Source organism: Acidovorax sp. CF316, from assembly GCF_000276605.1.
Taxonomy (GTDB): Bacteria; Pseudomonadota; Gammaproteobacteria; order Burkholderiales; family Burkholderiaceae_C; genus Acidovorax.
This window is the reverse complement of record NZ_AKJX01000213.1, coordinates 1-21,063: the sequence shown is the minus strand read 5'-3', so window position 1 is coordinate 21,063 and position 21,063 is coordinate 1. Positions and strand designations below refer to the sequence as shown.

Here is a 21,063-nt window from a genome sequence, read left to right as displayed (position 1 = left end):
GAGGGCCCCGCCGGGCTCAGTATCCGTCACCCCGGATGGAGCCGAGCACGGCAGACGGTTGCGCCACTACGACGCGCACCTTTGGCGGCATCTGCCGGCGCAGGAACTCCACCACCCGTTCGTCATGAGCCCCGTAGGCGGTGGTGAAGCGCGTGGCCTCGCCATGGCGCCGCTCGAAGACGAAGACACGCCGGAAGGCATCGCCCTGCAGGGTCAGCGCCTTGACCTCCTGCAGTACCACTTCCACCTGCCGGGGCACGAGGCGCGACGGCAGCGAGAAGAAGGCCACGCCATCGCGCACCCGTACCAGCGGGCGGCCCAACGGGCCGAAGGCTCGCCGGTCCTGCCATTGGCGCCAGGCCAGGAAAGCGGCCAGCGCAAGGTATACCGCGCCCATCAGGTACCACTGCCCAAAGGCGATCACCCCGATGCCGGCAGCCACGAGCACGCCGGCCTTGGCCACGCCCAGCGCCAGTTGCCCAGGGCGGAACAGCCCCTGGTCGCGCTCGACCAGCGGGGGAAAGAAAAGTGCACGCCAGCCCAAACCGTCCGGTCCCATCGGCTCAGCTGAACAGACGCCGCGCCAGCACCGAGCCGGCCGACAGCTCGCGCCCGTCGAGCTGGTCGTACAGCAGCTCCAGGTCGGCGGCGATCGGGTCCATGGCCATGGCAGGCAGCGGGTGGCCGTTCTGGTCGCAGAGCACACCGTCCATGGCCTCGCACAGTGCGGCGGCCACCTCGCGCAGGCGCGTGAAGGGCTGCTCGCCACGGTGCACCTGCGAGACATCGAGGCTCAGGGTGACGTCGCGGATCGCGGACTGGTCCGGGTCATCGGCCAGTGCCGCCTGCGTGTCGTAGCCCAGGGTGAGCAGCGGCGGCAGGCCCGGGTTGCCCGTGGGCAGCACCAGGCGGCCCGGCATGGCACCGGAGACGAAGCCCAGGCGTGCGGCGTTCTGATGGATGTAGCCAGGGCTCCAGGCGGCCTGGCGCGCACGCAGCATGAAGGCCAGCTGCGCATCGTGGTCGCTGGCGAACTGGTCGAGTTCGCGGGCACGGGCCACTTCCTGCAGCATGTCGGGGAAATCGGGGGCGGCGTTCACCGCATCGGCAAAGGCCTGGGCCTTCATGACGAATTCCGAGAACTCGATCTCGTTGAGCGCGCCCATGCGGTTGGCCAGTTGCACGCCGGCCTGGAAGCTCTGGTAACGCTGGCCGGGCGACGGTGTCTCCCACTGCTGGCTGGCTTCGTTGTAGCCCTCGATGGAAAAGGGCTTGCTGCCGGCGCGGCGGGTGGGCGGCATGGCGGCCAGCGCGGCATCGCCCGAGACGATGAGTTCGGGCTGCAGGGTGGCGATCACGTCGATCAGCGGATCGAGCCCCGGGCGGCGCTCCAGCGACGTCGGCGGCACCGGCATCTGCAGCGAGTCGAGCACATCCACCGTGTGCACCGATGGGTCGGGGCCGCGGTCCAGGCTGTCCAGTTCCGCCGCCGTGAGCTGGGTGGCGCCGGCATCGAAGCCGGGCTCCTGGCGCAACGCCGGGTCGGCCAGGTGCTCGGGCTCCTCGGGCGAGGCGCGCCGCGGGGCATTGCGGTGCGACGTCCAGGCGTTGTAGGCCACGATGAGGGCCAGCACCAGGCCGCCGATGATGGCCAGACTCAGTTGCAATGTGCTCATAGATCTCGATTCCGTCCTGCGCAGACAGGAGGGCAAGGGAAATGGGTCATCGCCATCATGTCATGCATCGGCCATTGACAGAGCCGACTCCATGTCCACGGCCACGATCCGCGAGACGCCCTGCTCCTGCATGGTCACGCCGATCAGCTGCTCGGCCATTTCCATGGCGATCTTGTTGTGGCTGATGAACAGGAACTGGGTGCCCTTGCTCATGCTGGAGACCAGCTTGGCATAGCGTTCGGTGTTGGCATCGTCCAGCGGTGCGTCCACCTCGTCCAGCAGACAGAACGGCGCGGGGTTGAGCTGGAAGATGGCGAACACCAGCGCGATGGCCGTGAGCGCCTTCTCCCCGCCCGACAGCAGGTGGATGGTCTGGTTCTTCTTGCCCGGGGGCTGGGCCATCACCTGCACGCCGGAGTCGAGGATTTCGTCGCCGGTGATGATGAGCTTGGCCTGGCCACCGCCGAACAGTTCGGGGAACATGCGCCCGAAATGGCCGTTCACCGTGTCGAAGGTGCCCGAGAGCAGTTGGCGCGTTTCGCCGTCGATCTTGCGGATCGCATCTTCCAGCGTGTTCATGGCCTCGGTCAGGTCGGCGGTCTGCGCATCGAGGAAGACCTTGCGCTCGCTGGCCAGCTTGAGCTCGTCCAGCGCCGCCAGGTTCACGGCGCCCAGCGCAGCGATCTCGCGGTGCAGGCGGTCGATCTCGCCCTGCAGGCCACCCACGCGCACGTTGCCGTCGGCGATCGACTGGGCCACGGCCTCCAGGTCGGCCTGGGCGTCGGCCAGCAGGGTGGTGTACTGCTCCAGGCCCAGGCGCGCGGCCTGCTCCTTGAGCTGGAATTCGGTGATGCGCGCGCGCAGCGGGTCGAGCGCGCGTTCGAGCTGCATGCGCCGCTCGTCGCTGGCGCGCAGCTTGGCGGTCAGGTCGTCGTACTCGCTGCGCTGCGCACCGAGCGCCTTCTCGCGCTCCATCTTCACTTCCAATGCGGCCTGCAGGCCACCCTGTGCGGCCGCGTCGGACAGGCGGGCCAGCTCATCGCGCGCGCGCTGCTGCTCGTCGGTGAGCGAGGTGGTCTGCTGGCTGGCGGTCTCGATGGATCGGTTCAACTCGCCGCGGCGCGCTTCCAGGCTGCGCTGCGAGAAGGTGGCCTCCTGCGCCTGGCGCTCCAGCGTGCGCTGCTGCTCGCGGCAGGCGGCCAGCTTGCGCTCGGCCTCGATCACGCGGTCACCCAGCTGCGCCTCGCGCTCCTGGCTGTCGGCCAGCTGCATGTCCAGCTCTTCGAAGCGGGCTTCGGCCGCCACGCGGCGCTCCTGCAGATCGGACAGCTGGGCCTCGATCTCGGCGATGTCGGCACCGATCTGCGCACTGCGCGCCCGCGTCTGCTCGGCCAGCTGGGTCAGGCGCAGGGTCTCCACCTGCAGCTCGTGGGCACGGCCCTGGGCCTCGGTGGCCTCGCGGCGGGCGCCCACCAGGCGCTGCGATGCATCGGCATAGGCGGCTTCGGCGCGGACCAGGGCAGTGCGCGACTCCTCGGCGATCAGGGCCTGGGCGCGCAGCTCCTTTTCGAGGTGCTCGATCTCCTGTGCGCGCGCCAGCATGCCCGACTGCTCGGAGTCCTGGGCGTAGAAGCTCACGCTGTGGGCGCTGACGGCATGGCCCGAGGGCACGAACACCACCTCGCCCGGCTGCAGCGTGCTACGGCGGTTCAGGGCCTCGTCCAGCGTGGGTGCGGTATAGCAGCCCTGCAGCCAGTCGACCAGCACGGCGCGCAGGCCGGCATCGTGGATGCGCAGCAGGTCCGACAGGCGCGCATGCGGCGAGGCGAGGTCGGGCGTGCCGGCCGAGGGCATGCTGTAGAAGGCCAGGCGCGCGGGTGGCGCATCGGTGCCGCCTGAGCCCAGGAAGCCGCGCACCATGTCCAGGCGCCCGACCTCCAATGCGGCCAGGCGCTCGCGCAGCGCGGCTTCGAGGGCGTTTTCCCAGCCTGGCTCGATGTGGATGCGGCTCCACAGGCCTTGCAGGCTGTCGAGCCCATGCTTGGCCAGCCAGGGGCGCAGCTTGCCGTCTGTCTTGACCTTCTCCTGCAGGGCCTTCAAGGCTTCCATGCGGGCAGACAGATCGGCCTGGCGCGCGCTTTCGCTGTTCACGGCCTGCTGGCGGGCGCGGCGGTCGTCGTCGAGCTGTGGCACGGTCTCCTGCAGCTCGGCCAGGCGGGCCTCGCTGGTCTCGGCCAGTTCCTGGGCCTCGTCCAGCTGCTCCTGCAGGTTGGCCAGGCGCGCCTCGTCGGGTGCGGCAAGGGCGTTGCGGTCGGCGCGCAGGCGCTCGTAGCGGCCATCGAACTGGCGGCTCTGCTCGTCGATGCTGCGCTGCTCGGCGGCCAGCACGCCGATCTGCTGCTGCACCTGGACCACGCTGGCGCGCTGCTCGCTCGTGCGGCTTTGCGCCTGGCGCAGGGCGTCTTCGAGGTCGGGCAGCTGCATGGCCTGCTCTTCGACCTGGGCGGCCAGCAGCTCGGCCCGCTCCTCGGCGTCCACGCCGGCACCGGCGAGGTTTTCAAGCTCGATGTCGGCCTCTTCCTTGCGTGCGGACCACTGGGCGATCTGCTCGGCCAGGGTTACCAGGCGCTGCTCCACGCGCAGGCGGCCTTCCACCACGTAGCGGATCTCGGCCTCCAGGCGGCCCACTTCGGCCGTGGCCTCGTAGAGCTTGCCCTGGGCCTGGTTGACGTGGTCGCCAGCGGCATAGTGCGCCTGGCGGATGGTTTCGAGGTCGGACTCCACGGCACGCAGGTCGGCCATGCGCGACTCGAGGTCGTTCACGGCCTGCAGGCCATCCAGGCGCACCTTGGCCTGGTCGGCCTCGGCATCGGCGCGCTTCAAGAACCACAGCTGGTGCTGCTTGAGCGTGGCGTCGGAATTGAGCGCGTTGTATTTGGCAGCCACCTCGGCCTGCTTTTCGAGCTTTTCGAGGTTGGCGTTGAGCTCGCGCAGGATGTCTTCCACCCGCGTAAGGTTCTCGCGCGTGTCGGACAGGCGGTTTTCCGTCTCGCGGCGGCGCTCCTTGTACTTGGAGACCCCGGCCGCCTCTTCGAGGAACAGGCGCAGCTCTTCGGGGCGCGATTCGATGATGCGGCTGATGGTGCCCTGGCCGATGATGGCGTAGGCGCGCGGCCCCAGTCCCGTGCCCAGGAACACGTCCTGCACGTCGCGGCGGCGCACGGGCTGGTTGTTCAGGTAGTAGCTGCTGGTGCCGTCGCGCGTGAGCACGCGGCGCACCGCCACCTCGCCGTACTGGCCCCACTGGCCCCCAGCGCGGTGGTCGGAGTTGTCGAACACCAGCTCCACGCTGGCGCGGCTGGCCTGCTTGCGGGTGGTGGTGCCGCTGAAGATCACGTCCTGCATGGACTCGCCGCGCAGCTCGCTGGCCTTGCTCTCGCCCAACACCCAGCGCACCGCATCCATGATGTTGGACTTGCCGCAGCCGTTGGGGCCCACCACGCCCACGAGCTGCCCCGGCAGCATGAAGTTGGTGGGCTCAGCGAAGGACTTGAAGCCGGAAAGCTTGATGGAGGTGAGACGCACGTGTCAGGGGGCGGGCAAAAATGGGGGTGGCGCAAGGGGGCGCACGGGCGCCAGACGGAAAAATACCGGCCAATGTAAAGCGGGATGATACCGCGCCGCCTGCTGGCTCCCGTTGCATGGAGCCGCCTCGCGGCCAATCCCCGCGTATCCATCGGCAATATTTAACAAATACGGCGCTTGCCGCTTGCCTGCCAAGGCCTGGCAGCTATCAATTTTGCATGCAATCGGGCACGGCGGCAGCCCGCGCCTTGCGCTGCCTCCCCCTGCCACCCCGGCGCACGGTCGATTTCCCGGTTTCAGTGGACCACGGCATTGTGCCGGCGCACCAGCTCCTCGAACTCGGCCACCTGCAGCGGCGGGCTGAGCAGGTAGCCCTGCCAGGCATGGCAGTTGTTGCGCGCCAGGAACTCGCGCTGGGCCTCGGTTTCCACGCCTTCGGCGATGACGCGCAGGCCCAGGCTGGTGCCCAGGGCCACCACGGTGCGGGCGATGGCCGCGTCGTTGGGGTCGGTGAGCACGTCGCGCACGAAGCTCTGGTCGATCTTGAGCTGGTCCAGCGGCAGGCGCTTGAGGTAGGACAGCGAGGAATACCCGGTGCCGAAGTCGTCCAGCGAGAAGCCCACACCATAGGCCTTGAGCTGGCCCATCTTGGCGATGGTGTCTTCCACGTCCGAGAGCAGCAGGCCTTCGGTCATCTCCAGCTTGAGGCGGCTGCCGTCGGCGCCCGAACCGGCCAGCGCGGCCAGCACCTGGGCCACGAAGCCGCTCTGGTGGAACTGCCGGGGGCTCACGTTCACGGCCAGGCCCAGGCCGGCCAGGGCGGGCTGCTGCGCCCAGCGCGCCAGGCGCTGGCAAGCCACCTGCAGCACCCACTCGCCCAGCGGCAGGATCAGGCCGTTCTCCTCGGCCAGCGGAATGAACTGTGCCGGCGAGACGAACCCATCGCGCGGGTGGCGCCAGCGCAGCAATGCCTCGGCACCGGTGATGCGGCCCTGGTCGATCTGCGCCTGGTAGTACAGCTCGAACTGGCCCTGCGCCAGGCCCACGCGCATGTCCAGCTCCATGGCAGCGCGGGCGCTCACGGCGGCCTGCATCTGGGGGTCGTAGAAGCGCAGCGTGTCGCGGCCTGCCGACTTGGCCTGGTACATGGCCAGGTCGGCACGGCGCAGCAGTTCGTCCACCGTCTCGCGCACGCCGCTGAACAGGGTCACGCCCATGCTCAGCGAGCTGTGGTGCGCCTCGGGGCCCAGCGCATAGGGCTCGCGCAGCACCGCGAGGATGCGCTGGCCGGCTTCCTCGCAGCGCGCAGCGGCCTCCTCGGGCGTGGCACCCAGGTCCTCGAGCAGCACCACGAACTCATCGCCGCCCTGGCGCGCCACGGTGTCGTCCTCGTGCACGCAGGCGCGCAGGCGGTTTGCCACCTGCATCAGCAGGGTGTCGCCCTTGTCGTGGCCCTGGGTCTCGTTCAGCGTCTTGAAGTTGTCCAGGTCCAGCAGCAGCAGCGCGCCATGGCTCTGGTGGCGTGCGCTGGTGGCCAGCGCCTGCTGCAGCCGGTCGATCAGCAGGCGGCGGTTGGGCAACTGGGTCAGCGGGTCGTAGTAGGCCAGGTTCTTGATCTCGTCCTCGGCCGCCTTGCGCTGGCTCAGGTCCTGCAGGGTGACGAGGTGGTCGTCCCCGATGCGCACGCCGGACACCTCCACCGGCCGCACCACGCCATCGCGGCACAGGAAGTGGTATTCGGCCGCCGCGATGATGCCGTCGCTGTCGTCCGCGCGCTGGCGCTCCTCACTCCAGGCATTGCGCATCACCTCGCGCTCCTCGGGATCGGGGTAGCTGCGCTCCCACCACACGTCCACATTGGGCACTTCCTGCGCGGAGTAGCCGCAGATCTGCAGAAAGCGTTCATTGCGGAACGAGATGGTGCCGTCCTTCTGCACCAGGCACAGGCCCATCGGCAGGCGCTGCAGGATTCCGCGCAGGTGCGCCTCGTTGCCGCGCAAGGTGTTCTCCATGCGCTTGCGCTCGCTGATGTCCTGCACCACGGCCATGTGGAAATCGGGCGAGGTGCCCGGTGTCCACATGGGCGAGACGGTCAGGTCCACCCAGACCTCGGAACCGTTCTTGTGGAAGTAGCGCTTCTCCATGCGGTATTCGCTGATCTCGCCGGATTTCAGGCGCTCCATCTGGGCCAGGTCGATCGCCAGGTCCTCGGGCTGGCTCACGCCCTGGAAGTCGAGCGCGCGCATCTCCTCGCCCGAGTAGCCCAGGATGTCGCAGTATTTCTGGTTGATGCGCACGAAGCGCCCGCTTCGGGTGTCGATTTGCGCCACGCCCACGGCGGCCTGGTTGAACAGGGCACGAAAGCGGTCTTCGCTCTCGCGCCGGGCCTCGTCGGACACCTGCGCGCGCGCCAGGGCCAGCGTGCGCTGGCGCGCCAGCAAGGTGACCAATGCCGCCAGCAGCAGGGACACCAGGGCCCCCGAGCCCCCCGCCGCCCAGGGCAGGCTGCGCTCGGACAGCGACAGCAAAGACTGCGTGGGCATGAAGCTCAGGCGCCATCGCCGGTCGTGCACCAGGATGTCCCGCTCGTAGGGCACGGTATCCGGCAAGGCCTCGGCGGTGGGCGGCAGCAGCACGCGCACCGTGGTGTCGGTGGCGCCGGCGCGGGTGGAGCCCTGGTCGGTGATGGACACGGCGATGCCGTTGAGCAGGCCCTCGCCGCGCATGAAGCGCACCAGGTCGTAGACCCGGATGGTGGCGGCCACGGCCCCGAGGAAGACCTGCGGCTTGAGGTCGGCCGTCCCCGATCGGTCATACACCGGAACGCGGATCACGAAGGCCGTGCGGTGCGTCTGCTCCTGCACCAAGTCGAACGGCGCCGACGCCACGGTGTTCCCGCTGTCGCGGCTGTAGCGCATGGCCGCCAGGTTGGTGGGCTGGGCGCTGATGTCCAGGCCCAGCACGGCCTCGTTGCCCTTCATGGGCCACAGGTACTCGGCCACGAAGTACTCGGGGCGCTCGCCGGGCGGCCGGATCGAAAACTCGGGATAGCCGGCGGGGTTGATCGAGGTATCGGCCCGCACGCGGGCTTCATAGTCGGCCTTCTCGTCCAGGGTCACCCGCCGCGTGAACGACAGGTTGCGCACGCCGGGGTAGCGTTCGGAGATGTCGAGTTCGCTGGCCACCCGTTCGAACTCGGCCCGCGTGAGCCCCGGGTTGGCCGAAAACAGCCCGCGCAGGCCGTGCACGATCTCGGTGTGGGTGGCGATGCGCTGCACCAGCGCGTCGGTGAACAGCCGTGTCTCCTGCGTCAGGCGCGCCTTGGCGACCGCATCGACCGCATCGGCCTGTTGCCGCGCCAGGCCGAAGCTCAGCAGCAAGCCGGCCGCAGCCACACCCAGGCCGGGCAACCAATGCCGATAAAAGCCGTTGAGGGTGAGCGAAGCCATTCAGGACAGGGAGTCAGCGAAAGCCAGACAGGGTTGCACACGGCGTGCCAGGGCACTGCCGCAACAGCCCATGAGGATAGCGGGATTCGGCCCCTCCATCCGGCATGCAAGGGCCCACATCTTGTAACAGCGTCGCTGTTTTTGCCGTACCGTTTATGCAACACCGGGGGGCGGGTTTGCCAGCACCCGAGGCGATCCCCCCACCACCACGGGATAGGGGGCAAAACGACTGCGATTCTCATTCACATCCAGCACCTGGCCGATGGGTGGAAACGCCCGCTGCGGGCAGGCCTCGCGCTCGCAGACCTTGCAGCCCATGCCGATGGGCACGGCCGCCTCGGGGTCGGCCAGGTTCAGGCCGCGCGAGTACACGAGCTGCGCCGCGTGGCGCACATCGCAGCCCAGTGCCACCGAGAACTCCTTGCCCGGCGCACCCCAGCCCCCTGCCCCGCCACTGCCGCGCGAGACGGTACGCGCCACCCACAGGTAGGCCCGGCCGTCCGGCATGCGCGCCAGCTGCGGCACGATGCGCCCGGGCTGGGCAAAGGCCTCGTACACATTCCACAGCGGGCAGGTGCCGCCGATCTTGCTGAAGTGGAAATGCGTGGCCGACTGGCGCTTGGAGATGTTGCCCGCCCGGTCCACACGGATGAAGAAGAAGGGCACGCCGCGCGCGCTGGGCCGCTGCAGCGTGGACAGGCGATGGCACACCGTCTCGAAGCCCACGCCGAACTGGTGGCCCAGCCGGTCGATGTCGTAGCGCACCGCCTCGGCCGCCTGCAGGAAGGCCGTGTAGGGCAGCAGCAAGGCCCCCGCGAAGTAGTTGGCCAGGCCGATGCGCGCCAGTGCCCGCGCCTGGTCGCCCGACAGGCCGGCGCCGTCGGCCAGGCGGCGCAGCTCGGGCCCCATCTCCAGGAAGGCCAGCTGCGTCGCCATCTGGAAGGCGCGCTGCCCGGCTTCGAGCCCCTGGGCCAGTTGCAGCACCCCGCTGCCAGGATCGTAGTGGCGCTGCGCCCCGCCCGGCAGCTCGGGCACGGCCACCACGTGCACCCCGTGGGCCGTCTGCAGGCGGCGCGCCAGCCCCTCGTCGGCCCGGCCGGGCTGCAGCGCCCAGTCGGCCGCCAGCCGCTCGGCCGCATCGTCGAGTTCGGCGAAGTGGTTGTGGCGGGCAAAGAAGAAATCGCGCACTTCCTCGTAGGCCATGGGCTGGTGGCCGGCACTGGCCAGGGCACCGCTGCGGCCATCGCCCAGCTGGGCACTCAGGGCATCGAGCCGCTCCAGCGCCTGGCGGTGGCGCTGGTGCAGGGCCAGCAGGGTGCGCGCCACGGCGGGCATGCCCGAGGCCAGTTCGCGGATCTCGGCCAGCGACACCGCCTCCGGGTCCAGGCCCGGCTCGGCAGGCGTATCGGCCAGCACCTCGCGCAGGCCGGTGATCAGGCGCGCCTCGTCGTCGTCCGAAAAGCGCTGCACGTCCACGCCGAACACGGCGTTGATCTTGAGCAGCACCGGCACCGTGAGCGGCCGCTGGTTCTGCTCGATCTGGTTGAGGTAGCTGGCCGACAGGTCGAGCGCACGCGCCAGCGCGACCTGCGTCATGCCGCGCTCCTCGCGCAGGCGGCGCAGGCGCACGCCCATGAAGGTCTTCTTCATGACACAGGCACCTCTGCGCGATTAATTCGCAAAATTCGCAATTCATCCATTCTATCTTCGCAATCATTCGCCAATTCAGGCCTGTACGCAGAGCGATGGCTTGCGTACATTGCGAATCATGCAACAAACCAGCGCCCTGCACCAGCCCATGCATTTCACGGAGATGGTGTTCCCCGAGCGCACCAACCATTACGGCACGCTGTTCGGCGGCCAGGCCCTCCTGCTGATGGGCCAGGCGGCCTTTGTCACGGCCAGCCGCCATGCGCGCTGCGCGGTGGTGATGGCGCGCTGCAGCGACGTGCAGTTCATGGCCCCCGTGCCCCAAGGCCAGGCACTGCGGCTCACGGCCGAGGTGGTGCGCACCGGCAACAGCTCCATGACCGTGGAGGTCAGCGGCAGCGCGGAGAACCTGTACACCGGCCACCACCAGCCCGCGCTGCGCGGCGCTTTCGAGATGGTGGCCGTGGACGGTGCCGGCCGGCCCAGACGCATCTGATTTCGTTCCATTCAATCCCCCCACCGCTTTCGCAACAGGAGACAGCCCCCATGAGCGACACCCTCGCCACCGGCTTCAAGCCCAAGAAATCCGTCGCCCTCTCGGGCGTGACCGCCGGCAACACGGCGCTGTGCACCGTGGGCCGCACGGGCAACGACCTGCACTACCGCGGCTATGACATCCTGGACATCGCCGACGTCTGCGAGTTCGAGGAGATCGCCCACCTGCTGGTGCATGGCAAGCTGCCCACCACGGCCGAATTGCGCGCCTACAAGGGGCGCCTGAAGGCCCTGCGCGGCCTGCCGGCCAATGTGAAGGAGGCGCTGGAGCAGTTGCCCGCCAGCAGCCACCCCATGGACGTGATGCGCACCGGCGTATCCGCCCTGGGCTGCGTGCTGCCCGAGAAGGACGATCACCACACGCCCGGTGCGCGCGACATCGCCGACCGGCTGATGGCATCGCTCGGCTCCATGCTGCTGTACTGGTACCACTGGTCCACCCAGGGCAAGCGCATCGAGGTGGAGACGGACGACGACTCCATCGGCGCGCACTTCCTGCACCTGCTGCACGGCAAGAAGCCCCCGGCCGCCTGGGAGCGCGCCATGCACACCTCGCTGAACCTGTATGCGGAGCATGAGTTCAATGCCTCCACCTTCACCGCGCGCGTGGTGGCCGGCACGGGCAGCGACATGTACTCGTGCATCACCGGCGCCATCGGCGCGCTGCGCGGGCCCAAGCATGGCGGCGCCAACGAGGTGGCCTTCGAGATCCAGAAGCGCTACGACAACGCCGACGAGGCCGAGGCCGACATCCGCCGCCGCGTGGAGGCCAAGGAGGTGGTGATCGGCTTCGGCCATCCGGTCTACACCGTGAGCGACCCGCGCAACGAGGTCATCAAGCGCGTGGCGCGCCAGCTCTCCGAAGACGCGGGCACGACCAAGATGTTCGACATCGCCGAGCGGCTGGAGACGGTGATGTGGGAGGTGAAAAGGATGTTCCCCAACCTCGACTGGTTCAGCGCCGTGAGCTACCACATGGTGGATGTGCCCACGGCCATGTTCACGCCGCTGTTCGTCATTGCGCGCACCAGCGGCTGGGCGGCGCACATCATCGAACAGCGCATCGACAACAAGATCATCCGCCCGAGCGCCCACTACACGGGCCCCGAAGACCTGGCCTTCGTCCCCATCGGCGAGCGCAAGTAGATTCGACAGGAAGCGGCACGCCCTGCCCCACGTCCATGAACACAAGATATCGCAAGAACCTGCCCGGCACTGCGCTGGATTATTACGACGCCCGCGAAGCGGTCGACGCCCTGGCGCCCGGCGCCTGGGCCGGGCTGCCCTATACCTCGCGCGTGCATGCCGAGAACCTGGTGCGCCGCGCTGACCCCGCCACCCTGGACGCATCGCTGCGCCAGCTGATCGAGCGCCGGCGCGACCTGGACTTTCCGTGGTACCCGGCGCGCGTGGTGTGCCACGACATCCTGGGCCAGACGGCGCTGGTGGACCTGGCCGGCCTGCGCGATGCGATTGCCGACATGGGCGGCGACCCGGCACAGGTGAACCCGGTGGTGCCCACCCAGCTCATCGTGGACCATTCGCTGGCCGTGGAGCACGGCGGCGACGACCCCGAGGCCTTTGCCAAGAACCGCGCCATCGAGGACCGGCGCAATGAAGACCGCTTCCACTTCATCGAGTGGACGAAAAAGGCGTTCAAGAACGTCGAGGTGATCCCGCCGGGCAACGGCATCATGCACCAGATCAACCTGGAGCGCATGTCGCCCGTGGTGCACGCCCAGGGCGGCGTGGCCTACCCCGACACACTGGTGGGCACCGACAGCCACACCCCGCACGTGGATGCGCTCGGTGTCATCGCCATCGGCGTGGGCGGGCTGGAGGCCGAGAGCGTGATGCTGGGCCGTGCCTCGTGGATGCGCCTGCCCGACATCGTGGGCGTGGAGCTCACGGGCCAGCCGCAGCCTGGCATCACCGCCACCGACACCGTGCTGGCCCTGACCGAATACCTGCGCCAGCAGAAAGTGGTGGGCGCCTACCTGGAGTTCTTCGGCGCCGGCGCCTCGGCGCTGACCCTGGGCGACCGGGCCACCATCTCCAACATGGCGCCCGAGTTCGGTGCCACGGCGGCGATGTTCTACATCGACGAGCAGACCATCGCCTACCTGCGCCTCACGGGCCGCGAGGCGGAGCAGGTGCGGCTGGTGGAGACCTATGCCAGGGCAACCGGCCTGTGGGCCGATGCCCTGGCCACGGCCCAGTACGAGCGCGTGCTGTCCTTCGACCTGTCGCGCGTGGTGCGCAACATGGCCGGCCCCTCCAACCCGCACAAGCGCCTGCCCACCGGCGACCTGGCGGCACGCGGCATTGCCGCACCGTGGACCGAGGCGCCAGGGCAGATGCCCGACGGCGCGGTCATCATCGCCGCCATCACCAGCTGCACCAACACCAGCAACCCGCGCAACGTGATCGCCGCCGGCCTGCTGGCGCGCAATGCCAATGCGCGCGGCCTGGTGCGCAAGCCCTGGGTCAAGTCGTCCCTGGCACCCGGCTCCAAGGCCGTGCAGCTGTACCTGGAGGACGCCGGGCTGCTGGCCGAGCTGGAGCAGCTGGGCTTTGGCATCGTGGCCTTTGCCTGCACCACCTGCAACGGCATGTCGGGCGCGCTGGCACCGGCCATCCAGCAGGAGATCATCGACCGCGACCTGTACGCCGCGGCCGTGCTCTCGGGCAACCGCAATTTCGACGGGCGCATCCACCCCTATGCCAAGCAGGCCTTCCTCGCCTCGCCCCCGCTGGTAGTGGCCTATGCGATCGCCGGCACGGTGCGCTTCGACATCGAAAAGGACGTGCTCGGCACGGACGCCCAGGGCCACCCCGTGAGGCTCCAGGACATCTGGCCCAGCGATGAGGAGATCGACGCCATCGTCGCGCAAAGCGTCAAGCCCGAGCATTTCCGCCGCGTGTACGAGCCCATGTTCCGGCTGCAGGCGGCCAGCGGCGAGGCGGCCGTGAGCCCGCTGTACGACTGGCGCCCGCAAAGCACCTACATCCGCCGCCCGCCCTACTGGGAAGGCGCCCTGGCCGGCGAACGCACCCTCAGCGGCCTGCGCCCGCTGGCCGTGCTGCCCGACAACATCACCACCGACCACCTCTCGCCCTCCAATGCCATCCTCATGGACAGCGCGGCCGGCGAATACCTGCACAAGATGGGCCTGCCTGAGGAGGATTTCAACTCCTACGCCACGCACCGGGGCGACCACCTCACAGCCCAGCGCGCGACCTTTGCCAACCCGCAACTGGTCAACGAGATGGCCGTGGTCGACGGCCGGGTGAAGAAAGGCTCGTTCACCCGCATCGAGCCCGAGGGCCAGGTGGTGCGCATGTGGGAGGGCATCGAGACCTACATGCAGCGCGGCCAGCCGCTGATCATCATTGCCGGCGCCGACTACGGCCAGGGCTCGTCGCGCGACTGGGCGGCCAAGGGCGTGCGCCTGGCGGGGGTGGAAGCCATCGCAGCCGAGGGCTTCGAGCGCATCCACCGCACCAACCTGATCGGCATGGGCGTGCTGCCGCTGGAGTTCAAGCCCGGCACCAGCCGCCTGACCCTGGGCCTCGATGGCACGGAGACGTACGATGTGGTGGGCGAACGCCGCCCGCGCGCCGACCTCGTGCTGGTGGTGCGGCGCAGGAATGGAGAGCACGTCGATGTGCCCATGACCTGCCGGCTGGACACCGCCGAGGAAGTCTCGATCTACGAGGCCGGCGGCGTGCTCCAGCGCTTCGCCCAGGACTTTCTTGCTTCCGCCAACACCGCATCCCCCCAGCCACAGGCCGCCTGACATGCCCCACGCACCCCAGATCCAGATCCCCGCCACCTACATGCGTGGCGGCACCAGCAAGGGCGTGTTCTTTCGCCTGCAGGACCTGCCCGCCGCAACCCAGGTGCCCGGCGCCGCGCGCGATGCGCTGCTGCTGCGCGTGGCCGGCAGCCCCGACCCCTATGGCAAGCAGACCGACGGCATGGGCGGCGCCACGTCGAGCACCAGCAAGGTGGTGATCCTGGCGCCCAGCACCCGGCCCGGCCACGACGTGGACTACCTCTTCGGCCAGGTGTCCATCGACGCGGCCTTCGTCGACTGGAGCGGCAACTGCGGCAACCTGTCGGCCGCCGTGGGGCCGTTCGCCATCGCCAACGGCCTGGTGGATGCCGCCCGCGTGCCGCACGACGGTATCGCCACGGTGCGCATCTGGCAGGCCAACATCGGCAAGACCATCATCGCGCAGGTGCCCATCACCGGCGGGGCCGTGCAGGAGACCGGCGATTTCGAGCTCGATGGCGTCACCTTCCCTGCGGCCGAGGTGCAGCTTGAATTCAGGGACCCGGCGGCCGACGAGGACGGTGCGGGCGGCGCCATGTTCCCGACCGGAAATGTGGTGGACGACCTGGCCGTGCCCGGCGTGGGCACACTGGGCGCCACGATGATCAATGCGGGCATCCCCACCATCTTCGTCAATGCGGCCGACATCGGCTACACCGGTACCGAGCTGCAGGATGCAATCAACGGCGACCCCGCTGCGCTGGCCCGCTTCGAGGCCATCCGCGCCCATGGCGCTGTGCGCATGGGGCTGATCGCCACGGTGGACGATGCCGCGCGACGCCAGCACACACCCAAGCTGGCCTTCGTCGCGCCACCGGCCAGCTACACCGCGTCGAGCGGCAAGGCGGTGGCCGCCGCCGATGTGGACCTGCTGGTGCGCGCCCTGTCCATGGGCCGGCTGCACCACGCCATGATGGGCACGGCGGCCGTGGCCATCGCCACCGCTGCGGCCATCCCCGGCACCCTGGTGAACCAGGTTGCCGGTGGCGGGCAGCGCAGCACCGTGCGCTTTGGCCACCCCTCGGGCACGCTGCGCGTGGGCGCCGAGGCCATGCAGCAATCCAATGGCGAATGGACGGTGACCAAGGCCCTGATGGGCCGCAGCGCCCGCGTGCTCATGAGTGGCTGGGTGCATGTGCCCGGCGACGCCTTCTGACGCCTTTCAAGAACCCTGTTCAAGATCTCTCATTCATCCTTCCATGTCCACCCGCAAGACCCTCAAGGCCTTGGCCGAATCGCGCCGCGGCATCCTCGTTCCCGGCGCCTTCAACGCCCTGTCGGCCCGCGTGGTCGCCGACCTGGGCTTCGAGGCCATCTACGTCACCGGTGCCGGCGTCACCAACATGTGGTTCGGCCTGCCGGACCAGGCCTTCATGGGCCTGACCGACATCGCCGACCACACGGCACGCATCCGCGATGCAGTGGAACTGCCGCTGATCGTGGACGCCGACACCGGCTTCGGCAACGCGCTCAACACCTACCACGCCGTGCGCACGCTGGAGCGTGCGGGCGCCGACTGCATCCAGCTCGAAGACCAGGTCAGCCCCAAGCGCTGCGGGCACTTCAACGGCAAGGAGGTGATCAGCACCGAGGAAATGCTGGGCAAGATCGAGGCCGCCGTGGACGCCCGCCGAGACCCCGACACCCTCATCCTGGCCCGCACCGATGCCTGCGCCACCCAGGGCTTCGAGGCGGCCGTGGAACGCGCGCAGCGCTTCGGCGAGGCCGGCGCCGACATCCTGTTCGTTGAGGCCGTGACCACGGCCGAGGAGATCCGCGCCCTGCCCCGGCGCCTGGCCGACAGGCCCCAGCTCATGAACATGGTGATCGGCGGCAAGACGCCCATCTTCAGCGCCGAGGAGCTGGCCGGCCTGGGCTATGGCATCGTGCTGTACGCCAATGCCGCACTGCAGGGCGCGGTGGCGGGCATGCAGAAAGCGCTGACGGTGCTGCGCGACACGCAACGCATCGACGAGGACCCGGCCCTGGTGGCACCGTTTGCAGAGCGCCAGCGGCTGGTGCGCAAGAGCGAATGGGATGCGCTGGAGCAGAAGTACCAGTGACACAGGGCATATGGCCATCAGCCGGGCGGCAGGCACAAGCAACATCGCTGCCACAGCACTGCGTCGGACCGCTCGCGCACACGGCGCACAACGCCTCGCATGGAATTCAAGCCTGCAGATAGGCCTGCACAGTCACCTGCTCAGCGGGGTGTTGGGCGATATGCAACAACACCGTTCGCACAATTTCTATCCGGTGGTGAAACGCGCAATGCTTGCAAAAGTGGAAGACCTCCGCCAGGGCACAGCCCTCGTGCCAGGTCGTCATCACAAAGCGCTCCTCGGGAATGTCCTCAAAATGGAACTCCTCGATCAGCGCCCAATCCACCATGTCGTCCCAAGAGCTGCAATCCTCGCCCCAGGCCATCATGTAGAGGCAGCCGGAACGCACCATCCATGTGCTGACCTGCGCCTGCCAACGGGGATCCACACCCATCTCGGCAATGACGACCACGCGCCACGGAGCGCCATCCGCCACATCGGGCATGCGGTCGCCAGACTTCACATGAAGGTATGAAAGGTTCTGTCGAACAGACGAGCCTGCATCAATCACCGTCAGAGCCGCTTTCGTACCGGAACACAGTCAGGTGGGGAGAGTCATTGAACTGGGGCATCGCGTCCGCCAGATGCAGATGGCCGTAAGCGCCTCCCAAACGGTCCATTGCATCAGCTGCAGACAGAAGGAATGCAGCCATTGCGCGCAGCTCATCGGGAGTGGCCTCAAGCGTCACCTCGGCCAGCGTCTCGGGGATGATGTCTTGTGGGTCCTTGCCTTCGTCGGCATATCCGTGGAGTTTCATGCCTGCAGTCTAGGTCATGCGAGGTTATCGCATACGTCCCATTACATCCGCCGCCGTCTGACTGCGGCGCAGCCTTCCAAGAACGACCTGATCAATACACAGCAGCAGGGATCGCAAAGACAGGCCTATCGAACCTCAGAGCAGGCCTCTATCGCGGACTGCAGGCAACCGAACCAATAGCCCTTGCGCTCGCTGTCGTGAAGCCCGTCCGCAAGTGCGTGCAGCGCAGGTAACAGCAAGGGACTGGCAACCTGCTCCGCAGCCTCCAGCTGGTACACCAAGCAATCGGGGCCCAGCTGCGCCAGCAGCTGGTCGACCACACGCGGATCGCGCCGTGCAGCGAGGCCCACCAGGGCCTCGCCGCGAACGTCCTCATCGGCGTCGCCAAGGTTGTGCCAGAGCACCTCGCGCACCTGCGGCGTGTCGACGGTCTGCTGGGTGCCCAGGCCGAAAGTGGCCCAGTCACGCACCTCGGGATCGGCATCCACCGCCAGGCGCATCAGTGCGTCGATGGCGATCGGCCCGTGGTAATGACCCAAGGCCACGGCCACATCCCAGCGCATCGCACTGTCGGCATGTCCAGCCAACTCGACCAGGCTCGCCAGAGCATCTGGATGCGGCCGGTGTCCCAGCCCTGAGACCGCGGCGCGGACCACTTCGGCATGGACATCCTCCAGGCCCGCGAGCAGCAGTGCCTGCGTGGCATCCAGGGCATAGGCAGGCGCGGACAGGCCCTCGGTGCGCCGGCGTTGCTGCAGCTGCGATGCGACGTGCAGACCCAGGGCGCGGCGCCTCCAGCTGCGGCTGGCGCACAGCGCACGCACCCGACGCAAAAGCGCGGGCGAAGCGCGCAGATGCAATTGCTGGATCGCCTTCCATCCCCGGTCGGTGTCCCAGGCGCGCAGCGCCATGCGCTCCAACCTTTGCGATGTCTGCGGCGTGCCCAGATTCCTGGAATTCCTTTTCACGGCTGCACCACCAGCATGTTCGCATCCCGCGCCAGCAGCCAGCGCCCCTTCTCCCTGCGGAACACGCTGAGCACGGGCCCCGCACGCACGATGGGCGCAGCGCCATCACGGGGCGTCATGGTCACCGTGAGTTGCGATCGGGCAAACGCCCACTCTCCTGCCACCTGCACCTCCTGGATCTCGCTGCTGCCGTCCACCCGGGGCCCGGCATTGCCGGCCTGGCTCTGCATAGCGGCCCGGAAATCTGCTTTGGACATGGGCGCCCTGCCCGGCACGAGGAAAACCACGTCCTCGGTCATCAGGTCCATCACTGCCTCGGTGTCGCCGGCCCTGGTGGCGGACATCCAGGTAGCGACCAACTGGCGGATCTGATCTTCATCGCTCAACATAAGAATCCTTCCTTCAGGGCGAGGCGCGCTCAGCCACCATCGTCACGCCGCAGCAGCGCCATGGCCAGGCTGTCGTGGTACACACCGTCCACCCGCATCGAGCGGCGGCGGATGCCCTCGAGCTCGAAGCCCAGGCGTTCGTACAGCGCCTTGGCATTGGCGTTGTCGGCGCGCACGCTCAGCTCGATGCGGGTCAGGCCCCGCGTCCATGCGCCATCAATGGCGGCACGCATCAACCGGGACCCGATGCCCTGGTGACGCGCAGAAGGGATCAACCCGATGCCCAGGGTGCCCACATGCGCCCGCGTTTGCCCCATGCCGGGCAGCACGTCGCACCAGCCCACGACCTGGCCATCGGCCACGGCCACCACCTGGCACTGGTCGTTGGCGATGATGTGCTCATAAAAGCTGCGCGAGGACTCCCAAGGGGGAGCCTCGGTGAAGGCCAGGAAGCGCTTCTCGCGCGCGACCGTGTCGAGCGCGCGCCACAGGCCCTCGAAATGCGCTGGCGCCACCGGTTCGATGGACAGGTTCATCCCACGGATCTCCATTCAGCCAGGGCCCCTTCCCCGGACCGAAGACAGTCTACAGCGCGGCGGAGAACACCCACCCGGCTCCGAGGTCGGCAGGAGGCGCCGCAGCGCTGGCACCTGCCGCATCCGCACGGTGCTTGTCCATGATGCGGTGCAGGTTGCCCTCGATCCAGTCCACCAGGCCTTCGACCTGGCGTGCCACCTCGGTGCCCATGGGGGTCAGGCTGTACTCGACGTGCGGTGGCACCACGGGGTGCGAGACGCGCAGCACGAAGCCATCGCTCTCCAGCCACTGCAGGGTCTGGGCCAGCATCTTCTCGCTGACACCACCCACCTTGCGGCGCAGGTCGCTGAAGCGGTGCGTACCGGCCAGCAGGGCCACCAGCACCAGCACGCCCCAGCGGCTGGTCACATGCTGCAGCACGGCGCGCGACGGGCAGTCGGGCGAGAACAGCTGGCCGCGCTGCAGCTTTTCGGCAATGCCTTCGCGGGGAGCAGTCTCGGCGGGGGTGGATGCAATGCGGGCAGGCATGTGGTACTTACCTTTATGTACGTACTTACGAAAAGTTAGCTTGACCGCTATTCTGCCTTCTCTGTCTTTTTCAACCAAGGGTTTTTCACCATGATCGCCATCACCGGAGCCACCGGCCAGCTCGGCCGCCTCGTCATCCAGTCCCTGCTCAAGACCATTCCCGCAGCCCAGATCGTCGCGGCCGTGCGCAGCCCCGAAAAGGCCCAGGACCTGGCTGCCCTGGGCGTGCAGGTGCGCAAGGCAGACTACACGCAGCCCGACACGCTCGATGCCGCCTTCCAGGGCGTGCACAAGCTGCTGCTGATTTCATCGAGCGAGGTGGGCCAGCGCACGGCACAGCACAAGGCGGTGATCGATGCCGCCCAACGTGCCCAGGTGCAGCTGCTGGCCTACACCAGCGTGTTGCGCGCCGACAGCTCCCTCTTGGGCCTGGCGGCAGAGCACGTGGAGACCGAAGCCCTGCTGCGCGCCTCGGGCCTGCCCGTGGTGCTGCTGCGCAATGGCTGGTACACCGAGAACTACACGGCCAGCGTGCCGGCCGCGCTCGCCCATGGCGCCGTGCTGGGCAGCGCAGGCAGCGGCCGCATCGCCTCGGCAGCCCGTGTGGACTATGCCGAGGCCGCGGCCGTGGTGCTGGCCACCGATGGCCAGGCCGGCCGGGTGTACGAGCTCGCAGGCGACAGCGCCTATACCCTGGCCGACCTGGCGGCGGAAATTGCGCGCCAGTCGGGCAAGAACGTGGTCTACAAGGATCTGCCCGAGGCCGACTACCAGGCCGCGCTGGTGCAGGTGGGCCTGCCGGCCGGTTTTGCCGCGCTGCTGGCCGATTCGGACGCCGCAGCGGCCAAGGGAGCGCTGTTCGACGATGGCCACCAGCTCAGCCAGCTGATCGGCCGCGCCACGACGCCGCTGGCAACCACAGTGGCGGCAGCGCTGAAGGGCTGATGGGCATTGGAGCCGCACAAGGCGGCCCTTTTCTGAAACTGGATAGCCTGTTGGCAGCGCATTTCGGCCGCCCCAAAGCAAA

General features: G+C 68.4%; 17 protein-coding genes. 6 read left to right on the top strand and 11 right to left on the bottom strand.

Features of this window, described 5'->3' with window-relative positions; translation table 11 throughout:
• Positions 1-16 precede the first annotated feature (16 nt).
• The 5 genes from PMI14_RS26265 to PMI14_RS26245 form a co-directional block, all read right to left on the bottom strand.
• Positions 17-559 carry a hypothetical protein gene (locus tag PMI14_RS26265; protein WP_007859167.1) on the bottom strand — a complete coding sequence of 181 codons (543 nt, stop codon included), beginning with the start codon at positions 557-559 and terminating at the stop codon, positions 17-19.
• A 4-nt stretch (positions 560-563) separates the two neighbouring features.
• The gene (locus PMI14_RS26260; RefSeq protein ID WP_007859165.1) at positions 564-1,676 is read right to left on the bottom strand and encodes a hypothetical protein; all 1,113 of its coding nucleotides are present in this window, start codon (positions 1,674-1,676) and stop codon (positions 564-566) included.
• Between the two features lie 60 nt (positions 1,677-1,736).
• A complete protein-coding gene (gene smc / locus PMI14_RS26255; RefSeq protein ID WP_007859158.1) occupies positions 1,737-5,261 on the bottom strand; it encodes a chromosome segregation protein SMC in 3,525 nt (1,174 codons plus the stop codon).
• Positions 5,262-5,557: 296 nt separating this feature from the next.
• Positions 5,558-8,710, bottom strand: a complete 3,153-nt coding sequence (locus tag PMI14_RS26250) for an EAL domain-containing protein (protein ID WP_007859157.1) — start codon at positions 8,708-8,710, stop codon at positions 5,558-5,560.
• Between the two features lie 153 nt (positions 8,711-8,863).
• Positions 8,864-10,360: a short-chain fatty acyl-CoA regulator family protein gene (locus tag PMI14_RS26245; protein ID WP_007859144.1), complete on the bottom strand. Its 1,497-nt coding sequence runs from the start codon at positions 10,358-10,360 to the stop codon at positions 8,864-8,866.
• A 118-nt stretch (positions 10,361-10,478) separates the two neighbouring features.
• Between PMI14_RS26245 and PMI14_RS26240 the strand changes: the two genes are divergently transcribed.
• From PMI14_RS26240 to PMI14_RS26220, 5 genes are read left to right on the top strand one after another with little or no spacing between them, the layout of a single operon-like run.
• Positions 10,479-10,856, top strand: coding sequence for an acyl-CoA thioesterase (locus PMI14_RS26240; RefSeq protein WP_108016439.1), 378 nt, complete (start codon positions 10,479-10,481; stop codon positions 10,854-10,856).
• A gap of 50 nt (positions 10,857-10,906) precedes the next feature.
• A complete protein-coding gene (prpC, locus tag PMI14_RS26235; RefSeq protein ID WP_007859139.1) occupies positions 10,907-12,061 on the top strand; it encodes a 2-methylcitrate synthase in 1,155 nt (384 codons plus the stop codon).
• 35 nt (positions 12,062-12,096) lie between these two features.
• Positions 12,097-14,715 carry a Fe/S-dependent 2-methylisocitrate dehydratase AcnD gene (acnD, locus tag PMI14_RS26230; RefSeq protein WP_007859137.1) on the top strand — a complete coding sequence of 873 codons (2,619 nt, stop codon included), beginning with the start codon at positions 12,097-12,099 and terminating at the stop codon, positions 14,713-14,715.
• A gap of 1 nt (position 14,716) precedes the next feature.
• On the top strand, positions 14,717-15,910 hold the full coding sequence (prpF, locus tag PMI14_RS26225) for a 2-methylaconitate cis-trans isomerase PrpF (protein WP_007859128.1): 1,194 nt from the start codon (positions 14,717-14,719) through the stop codon (positions 15,908-15,910).
• Between the two features lie 43 nt (positions 15,911-15,953).
• Positions 15,954-16,817 carry an oxaloacetate decarboxylase gene (locus PMI14_RS26220; RefSeq protein ID WP_007859126.1) on the top strand — a complete coding sequence of 288 codons (864 nt, stop codon included), beginning with the start codon at positions 15,954-15,956 and terminating at the stop codon, positions 16,815-16,817.
• Positions 16,818-16,923: 106 nt separating this feature from the next.
• On the opposite strand, the gene PMI14_RS26215 is transcribed toward PMI14_RS26220, so the two are convergent.
• From PMI14_RS26215 to PMI14_RS26190, 6 genes are all read right to left on the bottom strand, one after another.
• On the bottom strand, positions 16,924-17,301 hold the full coding sequence (locus tag PMI14_RS26215) for a hypothetical protein (protein WP_007859124.1): 378 nt from the start codon (positions 17,299-17,301) through the stop codon (positions 16,924-16,926).
• Positions 17,302-17,359: 58 nt separating this feature from the next.
• The gene (locus PMI14_RS26210) at positions 17,360-17,614 is read right to left on the bottom strand and encodes a hypothetical protein (RefSeq protein WP_007859122.1); all 255 of its coding nucleotides are present in this window, start codon (positions 17,612-17,614) and stop codon (positions 17,360-17,362) included.
• Between the two features lie 125 nt (positions 17,615-17,739).
• Positions 17,740-18,525, bottom strand: a complete 786-nt coding sequence (locus tag PMI14_RS33750) for a HEAT repeat domain-containing protein (protein ID WP_007859120.1) — start codon at positions 18,523-18,525, stop codon at positions 17,740-17,742.
• Between the two features lie 53 nt (positions 18,526-18,578).
• Positions 18,579-18,971, bottom strand: a complete 393-nt coding sequence (locus tag PMI14_RS26200) for an SgcJ/EcaC family oxidoreductase (protein WP_007859118.1) — start codon at positions 18,969-18,971, stop codon at positions 18,579-18,581.
• Between the two features lie 29 nt (positions 18,972-19,000).
• On the bottom strand, positions 19,001-19,507 hold the full coding sequence (locus PMI14_RS26195; RefSeq protein WP_007859115.1) for a GNAT family N-acetyltransferase: 507 nt from the start codon (positions 19,505-19,507) through the stop codon (positions 19,001-19,003).
• A gap of 49 nt (positions 19,508-19,556) precedes the next feature.
• Complete coding sequence (locus PMI14_RS26190; RefSeq protein ID WP_007859114.1) at positions 19,557-20,036, bottom strand: helix-turn-helix domain-containing protein; 480 nt, start codon at positions 20,034-20,036, stop codon at positions 19,557-19,559.
• A gap of 90 nt (positions 20,037-20,126) precedes the next feature.
• Here PMI14_RS26190 and PMI14_RS26185 point away from each other — a divergent pair, with 90 nt between their 5' ends.
• The gene (locus PMI14_RS26185; protein WP_007859112.1) at positions 20,127-20,981 is read left to right on the top strand and encodes an SDR family oxidoreductase; all 855 of its coding nucleotides are present in this window, start codon (positions 20,127-20,129) and stop codon (positions 20,979-20,981) included.
• Positions 20,982-21,063: the final 82 nt, after the last annotated feature.

Coding starts and splice junctions, on each gene's coding strand:
- PMI14_RS26200 (WP_007859118.1), bottom strand. CDS start 18,971: ATGTTGAGCGATGAAGATCAGATCCGCCAGTTGGTCGCTACCTGGATG.
- PMI14_RS26265 (WP_007859167.1), bottom strand. CDS start 559: ATGGGACCGGACGGTTTGGGCTGGCGTGCACTTTTCTTTCCCCCGCTG.
- PMI14_RS26260 (WP_007859165.1), bottom strand. CDS start 1,676: ATGAGCACATTGCAACTGAGTCTGGCCATCATCGGCGGCCTGGTGCTG.
- prpC (WP_007859139.1), top strand. CDS start 10,907: ATGAGCGACACCCTCGCCACCGGCTTCAAGCCCAAGAAATCCGTCGCC.
- PMI14_RS26215 (WP_007859124.1), bottom strand. CDS start 17,301: ATGCCCGATGTGGCGGATGGCGCTCCGTGGCGCGTGGTCGTCATTGCC.
- prpF (WP_007859128.1), top strand. CDS start 14,717: ATGCCCCACGCACCCCAGATCCAGATCCCCGCCACCTACATGCGTGGC.
- PMI14_RS26195 (WP_007859115.1), bottom strand. CDS start 19,507: ATGAACCTGTCCATCGAACCGGTGGCGCCAGCGCATTTCGAGGGCCTG.
- PMI14_RS26210 (WP_007859122.1), bottom strand. CDS start 17,614: ATGAAACTCCACGGATATGCCGACGAAGGCAAGGACCCACAAGACATC.
- acnD (WP_007859137.1), top strand. CDS start 12,097: ATGAACACAAGATATCGCAAGAACCTGCCCGGCACTGCGCTGGATTAT.
- PMI14_RS26220 (WP_007859126.1), top strand. CDS start 15,954: ATGTCCACCCGCAAGACCCTCAAGGCCTTGGCCGAATCGCGCCGCGGC.
- PMI14_RS26190 (WP_007859114.1), bottom strand. CDS start 20,036: ATGCCTGCCCGCATTGCATCCACCCCCGCCGAGACTGCTCCCCGCGAA.
- PMI14_RS26185 (WP_007859112.1), top strand. CDS start 20,127: ATGATCGCCATCACCGGAGCCACCGGCCAGCTCGGCCGCCTCGTCATC.
- PMI14_RS26240 (WP_108016439.1), top strand. CDS start 10,479: ATGCAACAAACCAGCGCCCTGCACCAGCCCATGCATTTCACGGAGATG.
- PMI14_RS26245 (WP_007859144.1), bottom strand. CDS start 10,360: ATGAAGAAGACCTTCATGGGCGTGCGCCTGCGCCGCCTGCGCGAGGAG.
- PMI14_RS26250 (WP_007859157.1), bottom strand. CDS start 8,710: ATGGCTTCGCTCACCCTCAACGGCTTTTATCGGCATTGGTTGCCCGGC.
- PMI14_RS33750 (WP_007859120.1), bottom strand. CDS start 18,525: ATGGCGCTGCGCGCCTGGGACACCGACCGGGGATGGAAGGCGATCCAG.